The organism is Nocardia sp. NPDC049737, assembly GCF_040674755.1.
Lineage (GTDB): Bacteria > Actinomycetota > Actinomycetes > Mycobacteriales > Mycobacteriaceae > Nocardia.
Genome location: NZ_JBFANH010000001.1, coordinates 380,759 through 396,425 on the forward strand (window position 1 = coordinate 380,759; position 15,667 = coordinate 396,425).

Here is a 15,667-nt window from a genome sequence, read left to right on the forward strand (position 1 = left end):
CTTATGCGGTGCGCGGGTTGAGGCTTTCGAACATCCGCTCACTGCTGTGGGCACCGTAGCCGTCGGCGACCTGGCGATCGACGAGATTCTTGATCGCGCCGACAATGTCCAGGTCCACACCCGCATCGCGGCTGGTCGACACGATGGCATCCACGGCGGCCTTGGTGAAATCCAAGGGTTGGAACGGTTTCGAGTAATCGCCGGAGTCGATGGTGGCTCCGGCTCTCGGGAGTGATCCGGTCATCGCGGCGATCCAACCCGATGCGCGTTGGCCGAACTCTGCTGCCGACATGCCGATCGTGCGAACCATGGCTGCCCCGTGGTAGAAGCCCGCGAACATGGCATACATCCCGGCGAGCAGGGCGAAGTCGACAAGCGCGGCCTGCCCGGCGTCCGCGCCGAAATACTCTGCGCTGCCGAGCAATTCGAGCGTCGCGCAATGGTCGTCGAAAAGCTGGCGGGAGCCGCTGTAGAGCACGGACGAGCCGGGCCGGCCGATCATCGGCGGGACGGCCATAATGCCGCCGTCGAGGAAGTCGATGCCGTGGTTCGCGGCCCATTCGGCCAGCTCGCGCGACCCGCGCGGCTCGGTGCTGGTCAGGTTGACCAGGGCGCGCCCGGCCAGGCTATCGGTCACCGGATCGAGTACCTCGTGCACGGACCGATGGTCCAACAGGCAGGCAACCACGAGATCGCTCGCGGTCACCGCTTCGGTCACCGTCCGCGCCGACTTCGCCCCTGCCGCAATGAGTTCCGCGTCCCGACCGGCACTGCGATTCCAGACCGTTGTCGGGTGTCCGGCCCGTACGAAGGCCGCGGCCAGCGCCTGTCCCATCGCGCCGAGCCCGAGGACCGTCACCGATGTCGTCATATATCCACTCCTCAAAGTTATCGAGATGCTGGTCGGCGCCGGAATCCATTCTCGATAGCCGCTGCACTATCGACAAGTACTGACTAATAAGTTCAGTACTAACCAAAAGGTAAGCATTGGCCGATCGATATCCGCCGGTTACGTTCTCGTCGACGGTGACCTGGCAGACTTGATGAGGTGAATTCGGCGACCCTGGCCTCGGCTACCGGAACCGGCCCGTCCCGCGGCGTCGGAGGCGGGCTGGTGCGCTGGGCGCGGCGGCTGGTCCTGGGCGCGATCTTGATGGGCGCGGTGCTCGTCGGCGGCACAGCATTCCGGGTGTGGCAGGTGGCGCGAATCGACGACTACACCAAGGCGGATGCGATCGTCGTCCTCGGCGCCGCGCAATACTCCGGCACACCGTCGACGGTGTTCGAGGCGCGACTGGATCAGGCCTACAAACTGTTCAAGGCCGGTGTCGCACCCAAGGTGATCACCGTCGGCGGTAAGCAGGAGGGCGATCTTTACACCGAGGCCGCCTCCGGCAAAAACTATCTGGCGGAGCGCGGCATACCGAGCGACCGGATCCTCGCGGTGGAAACGGGTTCGGACACCCTACGTAGCATCGAGGCCGTCGCGACCGCCATGAGCGCCCGTGAGATGTCCTCGGCGGTGCTGGTCAGCGATCCGTGGCATTCGCTGCGCACCAGAACCATGGCCCGCGACGCCGGGCTGGATGCCTGGACCGCCCCGACCCGGACCGGCCCCGCCGTCTACACCAGAGAATCGCAGGCACACGGAATCGCAAGGGAGACCGGGGCTTTGCTCTGGTATCAGCTCACGCACTTCTCGTCGGACTTCAAATACTCAGCGGGGCAGTGAGATTCGATGTATACCGAACACGCCCGCGAGCGAATGGTGGTGGAGGGAGCCAAGACCGCCGGACTGGGCCCGCCGCGCAGTGAATTCGAAACCGGCCACCGCACCGAATTCGCCCGCGACCGCGCCCGCGTACTGCACTCCGCGGCGCTGCGCAGACTCGCCGACAAAACCCAGGTCATGGGGCCGCGTGACGGCGACACCCCGCGCACGCGCTTGACCCATTCGATCGAAGTGGCTCAGATCGGGCGCAGCATCGCCGACGGTCTCGGCTGTGATCCAGATCTGGTCGACCTGGCCGGATTGGCGCACGATATCGGCCATCCGCCCTACGGCCACAATGGCGAGAAAGCCCTCGACCTCTTCGCTGACGCATACGGCGGATTCGAGGGCAATGCACAGAATCTGCGCATCCTCACCCGGCTCGAACCGAAGGTTTTGGATGCGGACGGCACGAGCGCGGGCTTGAATCTCACGCGCGCCGCACTCGACGCGGCTATCAAATACCCTTGGGGTAGAACAGGTTCGGGCACCAAGTTCGGTGCCTACGATATCGATCTGGATCGGCTGGAATGGGTGCGCAAGGACGCGCCGGACCGTCGCAAGAGCCTCGAGTGTCAGATCATGGACTGGTCCGACGATGTCGCGTACTCGGTGCACGATGTGGAAGACGGCGTGATCGCGGGGCGCATCGAATTGCGCGCCCTGGCCGATCCGTCCGAACAGGCGGCACTCGCCGAACTCGGGCACGGCCAGCATCCCACGCTTTCGGTGGACGACCTGATCGGTGCCGCTCAGCGGCTTTCAGAACTGCCCGTAGTGGCTGAAGCCGCCTCCTACGACGGCACCCTCGCCAGCTCGGTTGCGCTGAAGCGCCTCACCAGTGAACTGGTCGGCCGCTTCGCCACGGCCGCGATCATGGCCACACGGGAGGTCGCCGGGGCAGCGCCGCTGTCCCGTTATGCCGCGGATCTCGAGGTTCCACCGATCGTCGCCGCCGAGGTCGCGATGCTCAAAACCGTCGCCCTGCGCTACGTCATGTCCGATCTCGTGCACAAGCAGCGCCAAGCCGAGCAGCGCGAGCGGATTCAGGCTGTCGCGACCCGACTGCTGGCGACGGCACCGCACGGGTTGGATCCGCTGCTGCTCCCGTGGTGGCACGCCGCGACCGACGACACCGCGCGGGTCCGGGTAATCGTCGACCAGATCGCGTCCTACACCGAGAGTCGACTGGAGCGAGTAGACGCGTGACCAGCCGCTGGGCGTGTCGAGGCCGGACTAGCCTAGACTGACCGCCGTGGCCGGACGACTCCCAGATCGCGATATCGCGGCAATACGCGAACGCGTCCGGATCGAGGATGTGGTGGGGGAGTACGTCGCGCTGAAGCGGGCGGGTGCGGACTCCATGAGGGGCCTGTGCCCATTCCACGACGAGAAGTCGCCGTCATTCCATGTGCGGCCCAACCACGGCCTGTACCACTGCTTCGGCTGCGGTGAGGGCGGTGACGTCTTCGCCTTCCTGCAGAAGGTCGAGCACACCGGTTTCGTCGAGGCGGTGGAGCAGCTCGCCGATCGGATCGGCTACCAGATCAACTACGAAGGCGGCGGCACCTCGGTGCAGCGCGACCGCGGCACCAGGGGACGGTTGGTTGCCGCCAATGCCGCCGCGCACGAGTTCTACATGGCCAAATTGCGCGAGCCCGATGCCGAGGTTGCGCGCAAATTCTTGACCGACCGCAACTTCGACGGCAATGCCGCCCAGCAATTCGGCTGCGGCTATGCCCCGGCGGGCTGGGATACGCTCACGAAGCATCTGCTGCGTAAGGGTTTCGACTTCAAGGAGCTCGAGGCGGCCGGGCTGTCGCGTCAGGGCCAGCGCGGACCGATCGACCGCTTCCATCGGCGGCTGCTGTGGCCGATCCGCAATCTCGGCGGTGATGTCATCGGCTTCGGTGCGCGCAAGCTGTTCGACGACGACACCATGCCCGGCAAATACATCAATACGCCGGAAACCTTGCTGTACAAGAAGTCTCAGGTGCTGTTCGGCCTGGACCACGCCAAGCGCGAGATCGCCAAGGGCCACCAGGCGGTAGTGGTCGAGGGCTATACCGACGTGATGGCCATGCATCTGGCCGGAGTGAAAACCGCCGTCGCCTCCTGTGGCACCGCCTTCGGTGACGAGCATCTCGCCCTGTTGCGCCGACTGCTCATGGATGACAACTTCTGGCGCGGCGAAATCATCTACACCTTCGACGGTGACGCGGCCGGACAGGCGGCGGCATTGAAAGCCTTTGCGGGCGACCAGAAGTTGGCCGGGCAGACCTACATCGCCATCGCCCCCGACGGCCAGGACCCGTGCGAACTGCGCCAGCGCTCCGGCGACGGCGCCGTGCGCGACCTGGTAGCCCGGCGAACCCCGTTGTACGAGTTCGTGATTCGCGGTCTGCTCGCCGACCACAACCTGGATACCGCCGAGGGACAGGTGGAGGCGCTGCGCCGTGCCGTGCCGGTGGTGGCGCAGATCAAGGACAACGCGCTGCGCAAGGCGTACGCGACCAAGCTGGCGGGCTGGGTCGGCTGGGACGATATCCAGACCGTCGTGCGGCGCGTCGGTGAGGAAGCCAAGCGCAATCGCAACGGTGGTCGCCCGAGCGGTCGTGGCCCAGTAGCGGGCACGCCGCAGCCCAGCGCGGTCGTCGCCGAACACCCCGCAGCCCGTCCCAACCCGAACGACCCGACGCTGCTGCCGCAACGGCAGGCGCTCGGCGCGGCACTGCAGTATCCGGCGATGGCGGGCGCGGTTTTCGATTCGATCGAGAACGAGGCCTTCACCCATCCGGCTTACGCGGCTGTGCGCGCCATGATCGCCGAGGCCGGTGGCACGGCATCCGGGCTCAGCGGCGCCGAGTGGGTCAACGCCGTATCGGACGGGACCGATGATTTGACCATGCGGGCCTTGGTCTCCGAGTTGTCGGGCGAGCAGATGCCGGTGAAGTCGGCCAATGACATTCCCCGGTTCGTCACCGGGGTGCTGGCCCGAGTTCAGGAAGCCTGGGTCGGCCGTCAGATCGCGGAGCTGAAGTCGAAGCTGCAGCGTGTGTCCTCGACCGAGCAGGCCGACGCGTATATGGCGCTGTTCGGTGACCTCGTGGCGCTGGAGCAGTACCGCAAGAGTTTGCTCACCCAGGCGATGGGGAATCACGACGATTTCGCAGCGGGCTGACTAGCTCCGGAGTCCGGGTAGCCACTGCGTGCGATTCGTCGTACCGCGCATGTCGTAATCAGAGAAGTAGCCGCGCTGACGGCCAGCCGCTGCGGTTAGCGGTGCACCCGAGGACGACTAGGTGCACCACTTCGACTGCTAACCGGCACATTTCCGGCTCGAATCCCCCGAATTCAGCGGCGCAGCTGATCCTGCGGCACCAGAATCGTGGTCCGCTCATCCAGCGGCACCATCGGCTCCAACTTCGCCTGGGTACTGAGCTTGTCCGACAGCTTCTGTCGCCCGAAGAGAACCAGCTTGCGAGTCACCGGGCTCCCGGTGACCGCGCGGGTCGCCGCACTGATCTGTTCATAGCGACCCCGCCCGGCCTTCGTCCCGAGCACGTAACCGGCCGCAATGCCGATGATCAACCGCAGCATCTCGTAGAGCTCCTCCCAAAGTGCCTGTGCGCGGCTACCATCCTGCCCGACGCCGGGTACACCTGTCGATCCGGATCCACCCCCACCGCGCGCCACCCCCAGACACGCCGAAGCCCCCGCATGTCTCCAGGTAGAGACGCGATTTGGGAAGGCGAGCGCCGATACGCTAAAGTTTCACCTCGGCCCGCCCAGTACGGACGAGCCAAGGATAGTCCCCTATAGCTCAATTGGCAGAGCAGCCGACTGTTAATCGGCAGGTTTCTGGTTCGAGTCCAGATGGGGGAGCTTTGACCAGGGCGAACGTATCAGTTCGACCCTGGTTTTGTCTGTTTTCGGGGTCGAACGACACGGAAACGACACGTTTTCAGCCGGACAGGCGTCCCAAGGCCGCCGTGAAGTCGGGTGCTTCGGTCGGTTGGTCGATGTAGTGGCGCTTGGTGACCGAGTCGTTCGCGTGGCCGAGTTGTTGGGCTGCGGCCTGGGGGCCGTATTCGTCGGCGATGAGGGATGCGACGGTCTTGCGGAAGGTCTTGGGCGTGACCCAGGCGAACTTCTCCCCGCGGGCCTGTCGCCACAGCCGGTTGAAGTTGTGCGGGTCCCAGATCCCGCCGTCGCGGTTGGGGAAGACCAGGTCCAGGTCATTGTCGACCGCTTCGGCTTGACTCGCCGGAGGGTCTCGACGACGAACTGGGGCAGGACCACTGTCCGATAGCCCGAGTCGGTCTTGGTCCATTCCTGGCGGATAAGTCCTTTGCCTTTGATTCGAATGATTGTGCCGGAAAAGGTGATTCGCGCCGGTTTGTTGTCGAGGTCGACATCGGCCCAACGCAGGGCGAGTGCTTCTCCGGGGCATGGGCCGGTTCCGAGTTCGATGTCGGCGACGTCGAGGACCCGCGGGTTGCGTTTGGGGCCGTGGGTGTAGGCCAGCGCGCCATCGAATAGCTTTTCCGGCCACCCACGCCTGTAGCTGCGCGCGCAGCTCTGTGAGGGTCTCCATGTCGGCTGCACGCGATTTCTGGCGCTTCGAGGAAGGTCCGCGACCTCGCGGACCGGGTGCGGTCAATGGCGTCATGGCGGACGGCCATGCTCATCATCTCGGAGGGAATGACCCGCTGTCGCCGCGCCTTCTCACGGTGGCCGTCGAGCACGATCCGTTTCAGGTGCGCATCGATACGGGATGTGGTGGCATCCCACAGGCGCAGGCCGCCGAGCGCTGATTTGATCTTGACGGTTCCCTCGCAGGTCCGCGGGTATTGCAGTGTTGACATACGCTGCCGAACTGCAAGGGGGACCGGCCGCTTTTGCAGGTAGCGGGAATACCGGTGCGGGGGAGAGAATAGATGCCTGATGTTATGTGCACCATCAGTATTTGGGTATGTCCCTGACATGCGCCGTGTCCGTCCAGCGGGGTGCCCGAAGCGGGCAGTGCCGTTGTGAATGAACCCTTGCGCCCTTTTTGTTGGAATAACGGGCAGCCTCCCGAAATCTCTGCCTCGATATCCGATTCGTGACCAGGGGGACTCGATGAATCCCACGGCAACCATCCGCCCGGAATCTGTGGAGCGAGCCGACCTCGGGCCGCCGCCACGTACTCGGGAGTGTCCATGACCGATACCACCGCTTCGGTCACCGAAAAAGCCGAGCCAGGCTAGGCCGCATTGCTGGGGCTTCGGCATCGACGTGGGCGGTAGCGGCGTGAAGGGCGGCGTTGTCGATCTCGGCACTGGGCAGCTGATCGGCGACCGCTTCAAACTCCCGACCCCGCGGCCGGCTACTCCGGAGGCTCTCGCCGACACGATCCACGAGGTGGTGAAGCATTTCCAGTGGGACGCGCCGCTTGGCGTCACCTATCCGGGTGTGGTCAGCGGCGGCGTCGCCCGTACCGCCGCGCACCTCGACAAGTCTTGGATCGGAGTGAACGCCCAGGAGGTGATCAGCGCCGAACTCGGCGGACAGCCGGTGACCCTGCTCAATGACGCCGACGCGGCGGGATTGGCCGAAGTCGAGTTCGGTGCCGGCAAGGACAGCGACGGCGTCATTGTGCTGCTGACGTTTGGCACCGGCATCGGTTCGGCGGTAATCCACAACGGGGTGTTGTTGCCCAACACTGAATTCGGTCACATCGAGGTCGGCGGAATGGAGGCCGAGCGTCGGGGCGCCGCGTCGGTCAAGGAAAGGCACGCCTGGAGCTACAAACGGTGGGCCCCGGAGGTGACGAAGGTGCTGGTCGCCATCGAAAACGCGATCTCGCCCGACCTGTTCATCGCCGGTGGCGGGGTCAGCCGCAAGGGCGACAAATGGATTCCGTTGCTGAAGAACCGCACGCCGGTGGTGGCCGCCGCGTTGCAGAACACTGCGGGGATCGTCGGGGCGGCAGTGGCTGCGCGTGCCGATCCAACGCGCGCAACGAGCCCGCTCGGCGGCAGCGGTCGTCTTCGCTGGGCTTGATGAGTGGGACCCGGCCGTGGTTGTCGCTGCGGTGTCTGAACATGCGCCTTCGGCGCCGCCAGCTGACTGAATCGCGAACCACGTCGGTACTGCCAGATGTGGTCAAGAGTTTTGTCGAGACCTTCTGCCACTGAGGCGCATCTCCATACCCATGTGTTCGGCGAAAGCCGGCGGGGCGGCGGTGCCTACGTTAGGGAGCACTCCGCCTCGACAATGTCTGCCACGCCGGCTGCACGGAACGGTCTCCCTGACGGGGGACACCGAGGGTCAGAACTGGACGCTGGCGTGCATTTCCCAGACCAGGATCTCGGCGGGCTCGCTCGCGGTGACCTGCTGGCCGCCGGTAGCGGTGAAGCGCACCGCGTCGCCGGTATACAGCGGGCCGGCACTCTCCAGTGTCACCGCGCCGCGGGCCACGAACAGGTGCAGGAACGGTGCGTCGGGCAGGTGCACCGACTGTCCTGGGGCGAGCCGCGCGACGTACAGGGCCGCGTGCGAGTTCCGGATCCGGATCGCGGCGTGGCCGTCATGTTTGCGCATACCCGAGGCGACCGGCAGCAGACCACCGGACAGCAGTTCCGCCTCGATCTCCAACTGCTCATAACCGGGGGTGATACCGGCCTCGTCGGGCACCACCCACATCTGCACGAAGTGCACCGGGTCCTGGTGGACGTCGCCGCTGAGCCGCCACGAGTCGTTCTTCTCCGAGTGCAGGATGCCGGTGCCGGCGCTCATGCGCTGCGCCAGGCCGGGGTAGATCACGCCGTTGTGGCCGGTGGAGTCCTGGTGGACCAGCGAGCCCTCCAGCACCCACGTGACGATCTCCATGTCGCGGTGTGGATGGGTGTCGAACCCCGTACCGGGATCGACGATGTCGTCGTTGTTGACCAGCAGCAGCCCATGATGAGTGTTGGCCTGGTCGAGATGGTGGCCGAAGGAGAACGAGTGTTTGGAATCCAGCCAGCCGAAGTCGGACTTGAACCGGTCCTCGGCGCGGCGGATGTCGACGGTGGGAGTCAAGTCGATGGTGCTCATGAGGTGCCTTCCTCCAAGATCGGTGCCGGCCTGATCACCGACCCACAATTTGGTTTCCATGGAAACTAACCCGCGTCGGAGCGGAACTATTCCGCCGGCGATCACGCCGCATCCGGTTGTCGCTTCCACTTGTTAGTTGCTATGTCCACCACCGGCGCTCTCGGGTTGTCACCGTTGTCGTCTGTCTTCCAATTGCCTTCGAAGGCCGTCAGTTCGGCCGGCTGGCGCTGGCCTATGAAAACCCCGGTCTCCTCACTGGCATTAGCTGGATCGGCATCAGGATCGCCAGGACCTCGAGCGCGATCGAGACCGTTGACCTCCGATCAGGACATGCGTGGACGGCGGAGCGTCACTGGTCGTTAGGGCCTCGAAACAGCTTGCCGAAGGCCGTCTACCGGCGCCCCTGTTCCGGCAGGACCAATCGGTTTCCGTTTTTCGCCTTGTCGGACCGTTTCATGCCTGTGGCGCGGTCGGGAGGATTGGCGGTGTCGAATATCCGGCGGCCGGCCGGTCGCGCCGATCCGAAGGAATTGATATGGCCACTGCTGTAGGAATCGATCTGGGAACTACGAATTCTGTCATCGCGAGCTGGCAGGGCGGGGAGCCGGTGGTGATCGCCAATGCCGAGGGCGCGCGCACCACACCGTCGGTGGTTGCCTTCACCGAGAGCGGTGAGCGACTTGTCGGTCAGCTTGCCCGCAGACAGTCGATTTTGAATCCGAAGGGCACGATCTATTCGGCGAAGCGATTCATCGGTCGCCACTTCGACGAAATATCGGAGGAAGCCAAGGCGGTGAGCTTCGACGTCGTCGAGGGTGAGGGCGGCGTTGCTAGGTTCGATGTGCGAGGCAAGAAGTATGCGCCCGAGGAGATCAGCGCGCTGGTGCTGCGCAAGCTGGTCGATGACGCGAGCAAATATCTCGGGGAGCGGGTCAAAGAAGCGGTGATCACCGTGCCCGCCTACTTCAACGACGCACAGCGCAATGCCACCAAGGACGCGGGCCGGATCGCGGGACTCGACGTCCTGCGCATCATCAACGAGCCGACCGCCGCAGCATTGGCGTACGGATTGGACAAGCAGACCCACGAGACGGTGCTCGTATTCGATCTCGGTGGTGGCACTTTCGATGTCAGTCTGCTCGACGTCGGGGACGGTGTGGTCGAGGTCCGCTCCACCGCGGGCGATTCCCATTTGGGCGGCGACGACTTCGACCGGCGCATCGTCGACTATCTCGCCGACGAATTCCAGCGCGCAGAGCACATCGACCTACGTGCCGATCCGCAAGCGCTGCAACGACTTTTCGAGGCGGCAGAGAAGGCCAAGGTCGAGCTGTCCTCGGTGTCACAGACACAGGTGAATCTGCCCTTCGTCACCGCCGACGCGAACGGACCCAAGCACCTCACCACCACGATCATGCGCTCGAAGTTCGATGACCTGACCGCGGATCTGGTGCAGCGCTGCCTCGGCCCGGTGGAGCAGGCCATGAAGGACGCCAAGGTCACCGCCAATGACATCGACGAGGTGATCCTGGTCGGCGGTTCCACCCGTATCCCGGCGGTACAGGCGCTGGTGCGCAGGCTCACCGGCGGCAAGGACCCGAACATGAGCGTCAACCCGGACGAGGTCGTCGCGCTCGGCGCGGCCGTCCAGGCCGGTGTGCTCAAGGGTGAGGTCTCCGATGTGCTGCTGCTGGACGTAACGCCGCTGTCGCTCGGCGTGGAGACCCAGGGCGGCGTGATGACGAAGATCATCGAGCGCAATACCACCATTCCGGCCCGGCGCAGCGAGGTGTTCTCCACCGCGGAGGACAACCAGCGCGCGGTCGATGTGGTGGTGCTCCAGGGCGAACGTGAGCGCGCCTCCGACAACCGCGTGCTCGGCCGGTTCCGACTGGAGGACATCCGGCCCGCACCACGCGGCCAGGCGCACGTCGAGGTCACCTTCGACATCGACGCAAACGGCATCCTCAATGTCACCGCACGCGACAAGGACACCGGTAAAGAGCAGAGCATCACGATCAGCGAGCAGTCCAATTTGGACCAGAGCGAGGTCGACCGGATGCTCGCCGAGGCCGAGCAGCACCGCCGCGAAGACGAGGAACTGCGCAAGGCCGTCGATGCCCGCAACGCGTTGGATTCGGCCGCGTACCAGGTGGAACGGCGCCTGGCCGAACTCGGTGACAGCGCGCCGCCGCACGAGAGGGCACGCGCCGAGATGCTGATCGCCGACGCCAGACAGGCCGTCAAAGAAGAAGCGCCGCTGGATCGCGTGCAGTCGCTCACCTCGGAACTGCAGCAATTGCAGTACGGGTTGCAGCCCGCGCAAACCGGCGGCGGCGACGGACAGTCGAGCTACGCGGGCGCGGGTGGAGGCGCGGGCTCACCCGGTGACGACGACGTGATCGACGCCGAATTCGACCGGAGCTGAGGGATTTCCGATGGAAACCTCCGCAGACCAGTCGACCACCGACACCCCCGATCCGGATGCGGCGCCCGAACAACCCGCAGCCCAGATCGCACAGTTGGAAGACCGCTGGCGCCGCGCCGCCGCCGATCTGGACAACCTACGCAAGCGCTACGCCAGGGATCTCGATCGAGAGCGCGCGGACGAACGATCGAAGGTGGCAGGTGCCTGGCTACCGATGCTGGACAACTTGGAACTGGCGCTGGCGCACGCGAAAGGCGATGCGGACCCACTCGTCGCGGGCGTTCGCGCGATCCGGGACCAGGCGGTGCAGGTACTCGAACAGCTCGGCTACCCGAGGCATTCGGAGGTCGGGGTGCCGTTCTCCCCGGAAATGCACGAGGTGGTCAGCGTGGTCGACCGGCCCGATTTCCCGCCGGGAACCGTGGTCGAGGTGCTGCGCCCCGGATACGGCGAGAACGGACGGCAGCTGCGTCCGGCGGCCGTGATCGTCAGCAGACGCGAGGAGTGAGCGTCGATGGCGCGCGACTACTACGAGGTCCTCGGGGTTCCCCGCGACGCCGACAAGGACCAGATTCAGCAGGCATATCGCAAGTTGGCGCGGCGATATCACCCGGATGTGAATTCCGATCCGGCGGCGGAGGATCGGTTCAAGGAGGTCAGCGAGGCGTACGAGGTCCTGTCCGATCCGTCGACGAGGAGTCGCTACGACCGCTTCGGTGAGGACTTCCGGCGGGTGCCGGAGGACTACGACGAACGGGTCGGCGCGGCCACCGGTGGTTTCGGTGGCGGCAGCGGTGGTTTCGGTGGCAGCAGGGGCGGTTTCGGTGGCGGGACCCGCGTGCACTTCGGTCGCGGTTTCGACGGCAACGTCGACTTCAGCGACATATTCGGCGACGTCTTCGGTGGCCGTGGCGGCGGATACGGACCGATTCCGGGCGCCGATCAGGAGGCGGTCCTGGAGCTGACCGTTGAGGAGGCCTACCGCGGCGGCAAGCGCAAGCTCGGGCTCGACGGGCGCAGCTACGACGTTGATATCCCGGCCGGGGTGATAGACGGCCAGCGGATCCGGCTGGCCGGGCAGGGCGGCAGGGGCAGTGGCGACGCGCCTGCTGGGGACCTCTACCTGGTCGTGCACATCAAGCCGCATCCGCGCTTCCGGTTGGTTGGCCGCGACATCTACGTCGATCTGCCCGTGTCCCCGTGGGAGGCGGTGCTCGGCGCCACCGTCGCGGTCCCGACTCCGGGCGGCGAGGCAAAAGTCAAAGTGGCGCCGGGCTCCTCGACCGGGCGCAAGCTGCGATTGCGTGGCGCGGGCATGCCCAATGCCCGCGGCGCCGACGGCAACCTGTACGCCGAGGTCAAGGTCATAGTGCCGTCGAAACCGACCGCGCGGGAACGGGAGCTGTTCGAGCAGTTGGCCGCCGAATCGACCTTCGATCCGAGGAGAGAGCAATGAGCGCGCCCACACCGCAATACGTGATCGTGCGGCAACCGGGGCTGCGGCTCGACGATTTCGCACAGCGGTCCGGTCTGCATCCGGACATGGTGCGCAGATTGGTCGCGCTCGGACTGCTCGACGGTGCCCGCGAAGGTACCGAACTTCGCTTCGAACCGTCCGCGGTGGCCGTTGTCGCCCGAATCCAGCGCTTGCGGTCCGGGCTCGGATTGAACTATGCGGCAATCGGGTTGGTGCTCGATCTGCTGGACCGAATCGAAGAACTCGAAGCCGATCCTCGTAGAAGGAGGACGTCCCGATGGACACCAGCAAGTTGACGGAGAAGTCTCGGGAAGCCTTGAGCGAAGCGCAGAACGCAGCGACGCGATTGGGGCACAGCGAGGTCGACGGCGAACATCTGCTGCTCGCCTTGATCGACCAGCCGGACGGGCTGGTGCCCCGGCTGCTCGACCAGGCGGGCGCGGATCTCGACGCGTTGCGCGCTGACCTGAATCGCGAGTTGGTCCGCCGACCCAAGGTCAGCGGGCCGGGCGCCGCGCCGGGGCAGGTGATGGTCACCCGGCGGTTGGCGGCGCTGCTCGAATCGGCCGAACGAGAAGCCAAGCGGCTCAAGGACTCCTATGTTTCGGTGGAGCACCTGGTAAAGGCGCTGACCGAAGAGGGATCGGGCACTGTGGCGGGCCGGCTCCTCGCGGGTCAGGGCATCACCGGAGAGTCGTTCTTGCAGGCGCTCACCGCGGTTCGTGGTAATCAGCGGGTGACCTCGGCGACCCCGGAGGGCGCTTACGAGGCACTGGAGAAATACGGCCGCGACCTCGTCGCCGAAGCCAGCGCGGGCAAGCTGGACCCCGTTATCGGCCGGGACGCCGAGATCCGCAGGGTGACACAGATTTTGAGCAGGAAGACCAAGAACAATCCGGTATTGATCGGTGATCCCGGCGTCGGCAAGACCGCGATCGTGGAGGGCTTGGCCCAGCGCATCGTCCGTGGCGATGTGCCAGAAGGCCTGCGCGACAAGACGATCTTCTCCCTCGATATGGGTTCGTTGGTGGCGGGGGCGAAATATCGAGGCGAGTTCGAGGAGCGTCTGCAAGCCGTGCTGTCGGAGGTGAAGGCGGCCGAGGGCCGCATTCTGCTCTTCGTCGACGAGCTACATTCCGTGGTCGGCGCGGGATCGGTCGGCGGTGAAGGATCCCTCGACGCGGGCAATATGCTCAAGCCGATGCTCGCCCGCGGCGAGCTGCACATGATCGGCGCCACCACCATGGACGAGTACCGCAAACACATCGAATCCGATGCGGCACTGGAACGTCGATTCCAGACTGTGCTGGTGGACGAGCCCAGCATGGAGGATGCGGTGTCCATCCTGCGCGGCCTGCGCGAACGCCTCGAGGTCTTCCACGGCGTGAAGATCCAGGACGGCGCGCTGGTGGCGGCCGTGACCCTGTCGCATCGCTACATCACCGACCGCTTCCTGCCGGACAAAGCCATCGACCTGGTCGACGAGGCATGTGCTCGGCTGCGCACCGAAATCGACTCGATGCCAGCGGAACTCGATGAACTCACCAGGAAGGTGACCCGGCTGGAGATCGAAGAGGCGGCACTGTCCAAGGAGACGGACGCGGCAAGCAAGGCTCGTCTCGAGGAGCTCCGAAAGGAACTTGCCGATCTGCGGGCCGAGGCCGACTCGAGACACGCCCAATGGGAGGCCGAACGGCAAGCGATCCGGCGGGTGCAGGAATTGCGTGGACAACTCGAGCAACTGCGCCACGAAGCCGAAGAGGCCGAACGCAATTACGACCTTAATCGCGCGGCCGAGTTGCGCTACGGCGAGATCACCAAGCTGGAACGCAATCTGCAAGCGGCAGAGGAACAATTGCGAACCAAGCAGGGCAAGCAGCCGCTGCTGCAAGAGGTTGTCACCGAGGACGAGATCGCCGAAATCGTCGCCGCGTGGACCGGAATCCCGGTAGCCCGGCTAAAAGAGGGCGAGCGGGAGAAGTTGCTACGGCTCGATGAAATCCTGCACGAGCGGGTGGTCGGGCAGGAGGAGGCGGTGCAACTTGTCGCGGACGCGGTGATCCGGGCCCGGTCGGGAATCCGCGATCCACGCAGGCCGATCGGATCGTTCATCTTCCTCGGACCCACCGGCGTCGGCAAGACGGAACTCGCGAAGACCTTGGCCGCGGCGCTTTTCGACAGCGAAGACAATATGGTGCGCCTGGACATGAGCGAGTACCAGGAGCGGCATACGGTCAGCAGGTTGATCGGTGCGCCTCCCGGCTACGTCGGTTATGACGAGGGCGGGCAGCTCACCGAGGCGGTGCGCCGCAAGCCGTATTCGGTGGTGCTGTTCGACGAGATCGAGAAGGCGCACGCCGACGTGTTCAATACTCTGTTGCAGGTGCTCGACGACGGTCGGATCACCGATTCGCAAGGCCGACAGGTCGATTTCCGCAACACCGTGATCATCATGACCTCGAATATCGGCTCCCACCATCTACTCGAGGGTGTCACCGCCCACGGCGAAATCAAGCCGGACGCGCGGGATCGGGTACTCGCCGAGCTGCGGGGACACTTCCGTCCCGAGTTTCTCAACCGCGTCGACGACATCGTGCTGTTCACGCCGCTGACGCTGCCGCAGATCGAGCACATCGTCGAGCTGCAACTCGAAGAACTCCGACAGCGCCTGGCGGAACGGCAGATCAGGCTCGACATCACTCCGGAGGCGCGCAGGCTCATTGCCCAGCACGGATTCGATCCGGTCTACGGTGCGCGGCCGTTGCGCCGCTACATCGCGCACGAAGTCGAGACGAAGATAGGCCGGGCGCTCATGCGCGGCGATATCGGTCAGGGCGGCGCCGTCACGGTCACCGTGGACGGTGCCGATCTCGCGGTCGCGTACACCGCGCCCGCGATCGCGGCATGA

General features: G+C 65.3%; 14 protein-coding genes and 1 tRNA gene. 11 read left to right on the forward strand and 4 right to left on the reverse strand.

The genetic code is table 11. The features are described 5' to 3' along the window. Window position 1: 1 nt before the first annotated feature. Complete coding sequence (locus AB0J47_RS01795; RefSeq protein WP_364339338.1) at window positions 2–871, reverse strand: NAD(P)-binding domain-containing protein; 870 nt, start codon at window positions 869–871, stop codon at window positions 2–4. A 282-nt stretch (window positions 872–1,153) separates the two neighbouring features. Here AB0J47_RS01795 and AB0J47_RS01800 point away from each other — a divergent pair, with 282 nt between their 5' ends. The 3 genes from AB0J47_RS01800 to dnaG are packed head-to-tail and all read left to right on the forward strand — an operon-like array spanning window position 1,154 to window position 4,952. Continuing rightward, a complete protein-coding gene (locus AB0J47_RS01800; RefSeq protein ID WP_364339791.1) occupies window positions 1,154–1,732 on the forward strand; it encodes a YdcF family protein in 579 nt (192 codons plus the stop codon). A 6-nt stretch (window positions 1,733–1,738) separates the two neighbouring features. Continuing rightward, window positions 1,739–2,980 (forward strand): deoxyguanosinetriphosphate triphosphohydrolase, encoded by a 1,242-nt coding sequence (locus AB0J47_RS01805; protein ID WP_364339340.1) that lies wholly within the window; start codon window positions 1,739–1,741, stop codon window positions 2,978–2,980. A 46-nt stretch (window positions 2,981–3,026) separates the two neighbouring features. Continuing rightward, window positions 3,027–4,952 (forward strand): DNA primase, encoded by a 1,926-nt coding sequence (gene dnaG, locus AB0J47_RS01810; protein ID WP_364339342.1) that lies wholly within the window; start codon window positions 3,027–3,029, stop codon window positions 4,950–4,952. Window positions 4,953–5,125: 173 nt separating this feature from the next. Here the strand turns inward: dnaG and AB0J47_RS01815 are convergent, their stop codons facing one another. After that, the gene (locus tag AB0J47_RS01815) at window positions 5,126–5,371 is read right to left on the reverse strand and encodes a hypothetical protein (protein WP_063040910.1); all 246 of its coding nucleotides are present in this window, start codon (window positions 5,369–5,371) and stop codon (window positions 5,126–5,128) included. Window positions 5,372–5,583: 212 nt separating this feature from the next. Here AB0J47_RS01815 and AB0J47_RS01820 point away from each other — a divergent pair. After that, window positions 5,584–5,656: transfer RNA gene (locus tag AB0J47_RS01820), tRNA-Asn, on the forward strand. Between the two features lie 79 nt (window positions 5,657–5,735). Here AB0J47_RS01820 and AB0J47_RS01825 read toward each other — a convergent pair. Further along, window positions 5,736–6,104, reverse strand: a complete 369-nt coding sequence (locus AB0J47_RS01825) for a tyrosine-type recombinase/integrase (protein WP_364339345.1) — start codon at window positions 6,102–6,104, stop codon at window positions 5,736–5,738. A 262-nt stretch (window positions 6,105–6,366) separates the two neighbouring features. On the opposite strand from AB0J47_RS01825, the gene AB0J47_RS01830 reads away from it, so the two are divergent. Both AB0J47_RS01830 and ppgK read left to right on the forward strand, forming a co-directional pair. Further along, complete coding sequence (locus tag AB0J47_RS01830; RefSeq protein WP_364339347.1) at window positions 6,367–6,588, forward strand: hypothetical protein; 222 nt, start codon at window positions 6,367–6,369, stop codon at window positions 6,586–6,588. Window positions 6,589–6,982: 394 nt separating this feature from the next. After that, window positions 6,983–7,819: a polyphosphate--glucose phosphotransferase gene (gene ppgK, locus AB0J47_RS01835; RefSeq protein WP_364339793.1), complete on the forward strand. Its 837-nt coding sequence runs from the start codon at window positions 6,983–6,985 to the stop codon at window positions 7,817–7,819. Between the two features lie 267 nt (window positions 7,820–8,086). Here ppgK and AB0J47_RS01840 read toward each other — a convergent pair whose 3' ends face one another. After that, window positions 8,087–8,854, reverse strand: coding sequence for a pirin family protein (locus AB0J47_RS01840; RefSeq protein WP_364339349.1), 768 nt, complete (start codon window positions 8,852–8,854; stop codon window positions 8,087–8,089). A 535-nt stretch (window positions 8,855–9,389) separates the two neighbouring features. Between AB0J47_RS01840 and dnaK the strand changes: the two genes are divergently transcribed. The 5 genes from dnaK to clpB are packed head-to-tail and all read left to right on the forward strand — an operon-like array spanning window position 9,390 to window position 15,667. Continuing rightward, window positions 9,390–11,282, forward strand: a complete 1,893-nt coding sequence (gene dnaK / locus AB0J47_RS01845; RefSeq protein WP_364339351.1) for a molecular chaperone DnaK — start codon at window positions 9,390–9,392, stop codon at window positions 11,280–11,282. A 10-nt stretch (window positions 11,283–11,292) separates the two neighbouring features. Continuing rightward, window positions 11,293–11,790 (forward strand): nucleotide exchange factor GrpE, encoded by a 498-nt coding sequence (locus tag AB0J47_RS01850; protein WP_364339353.1) that lies wholly within the window; start codon window positions 11,293–11,295, stop codon window positions 11,788–11,790. Between the two features lie 6 nt (window positions 11,791–11,796). Further along, entirely contained in the window at window positions 11,797–12,738 is a 942-nt protein-coding gene (locus AB0J47_RS01855) for a J domain-containing protein (protein WP_364339355.1), read from the forward strand. Next, window positions 12,735–13,055, forward strand: a complete 321-nt coding sequence (locus AB0J47_RS01860) for a chaperone modulator CbpM (protein WP_364339357.1) — start codon at window positions 12,735–12,737, stop codon at window positions 13,053–13,055. Before AB0J47_RS01855 ends, AB0J47_RS01860 begins: the two co-directional genes overlap by 4 nt. After that, window positions 13,037–15,667, forward strand: coding sequence for an ATP-dependent chaperone ClpB (clpB, locus tag AB0J47_RS01865; protein WP_364339359.1), 2,631 nt, complete (start codon window positions 13,037–13,039; stop codon window positions 15,665–15,667). Before AB0J47_RS01860 ends, clpB begins: the two co-directional genes overlap by 19 nt.

What these genes read in the sequence shown, in the direction of transcription:
- AB0J47_RS01795 (WP_364339338.1), bottom strand. Translation starts at nt 871, where the DNA reads ATGACGACATCGGTGACGGTCCTCGGGCTCGGCGCGATGGGACAGGCG.
- AB0J47_RS01800 (WP_364339791.1), top strand. Translation starts at nt 1,154, where the DNA reads ATGGGCGCGGTGCTCGTCGGCGGCACAGCATTCCGGGTGTGGCAGGTG.
- AB0J47_RS01805 (WP_364339340.1), top strand. Translation starts at nt 1,739, where the DNA reads ATGTATACCGAACACGCCCGCGAGCGAATGGTGGTGGAGGGAGCCAAG.
- AB0J47_RS01815 (WP_063040910.1), bottom strand. Translation starts at nt 5,371, where the DNA reads ATGCTGCGGTTGATCATCGGCATTGCGGCCGGTTACGTGCTCGGGACG.
- AB0J47_RS01825 (WP_364339345.1), bottom strand. Translation starts at nt 6,104, where the DNA reads ATGGACCAAGACCGACTCGGGCTATCGGACAGTGGTCCTGCCCCAGTT.
- AB0J47_RS01830 (WP_364339347.1), top strand. Translation starts at nt 6,367, where the DNA reads ATGTCGGCTGCACGCGATTTCTGGCGCTTCGAGGAAGGTCCGCGACCT.
- AB0J47_RS01840 (WP_364339349.1), bottom strand. Translation starts at nt 8,854, where the DNA reads ATGAGCACCATCGACTTGACTCCCACCGTCGACATCCGCCGCGCCGAG.
- dnaK (WP_364339351.1), top strand. Translation starts at nt 9,390, where the DNA reads ATGGCCACTGCTGTAGGAATCGATCTGGGAACTACGAATTCTGTCATC.
- AB0J47_RS01850 (WP_364339353.1), top strand. Translation starts at nt 11,293, where the DNA reads ATGGAAACCTCCGCAGACCAGTCGACCACCGACACCCCCGATCCGGAT.
- AB0J47_RS01855 (WP_364339355.1), top strand. Translation starts at nt 11,797, where the DNA reads ATGGCGCGCGACTACTACGAGGTCCTCGGGGTTCCCCGCGACGCCGAC.
- AB0J47_RS01860 (WP_364339357.1), top strand. Translation starts at nt 12,735, where the DNA reads ATGAGCGCGCCCACACCGCAATACGTGATCGTGCGGCAACCGGGGCTG.
- clpB (WP_364339359.1), top strand. Translation starts at nt 13,037, where the DNA reads ATGGACACCAGCAAGTTGACGGAGAAGTCTCGGGAAGCCTTGAGCGAA.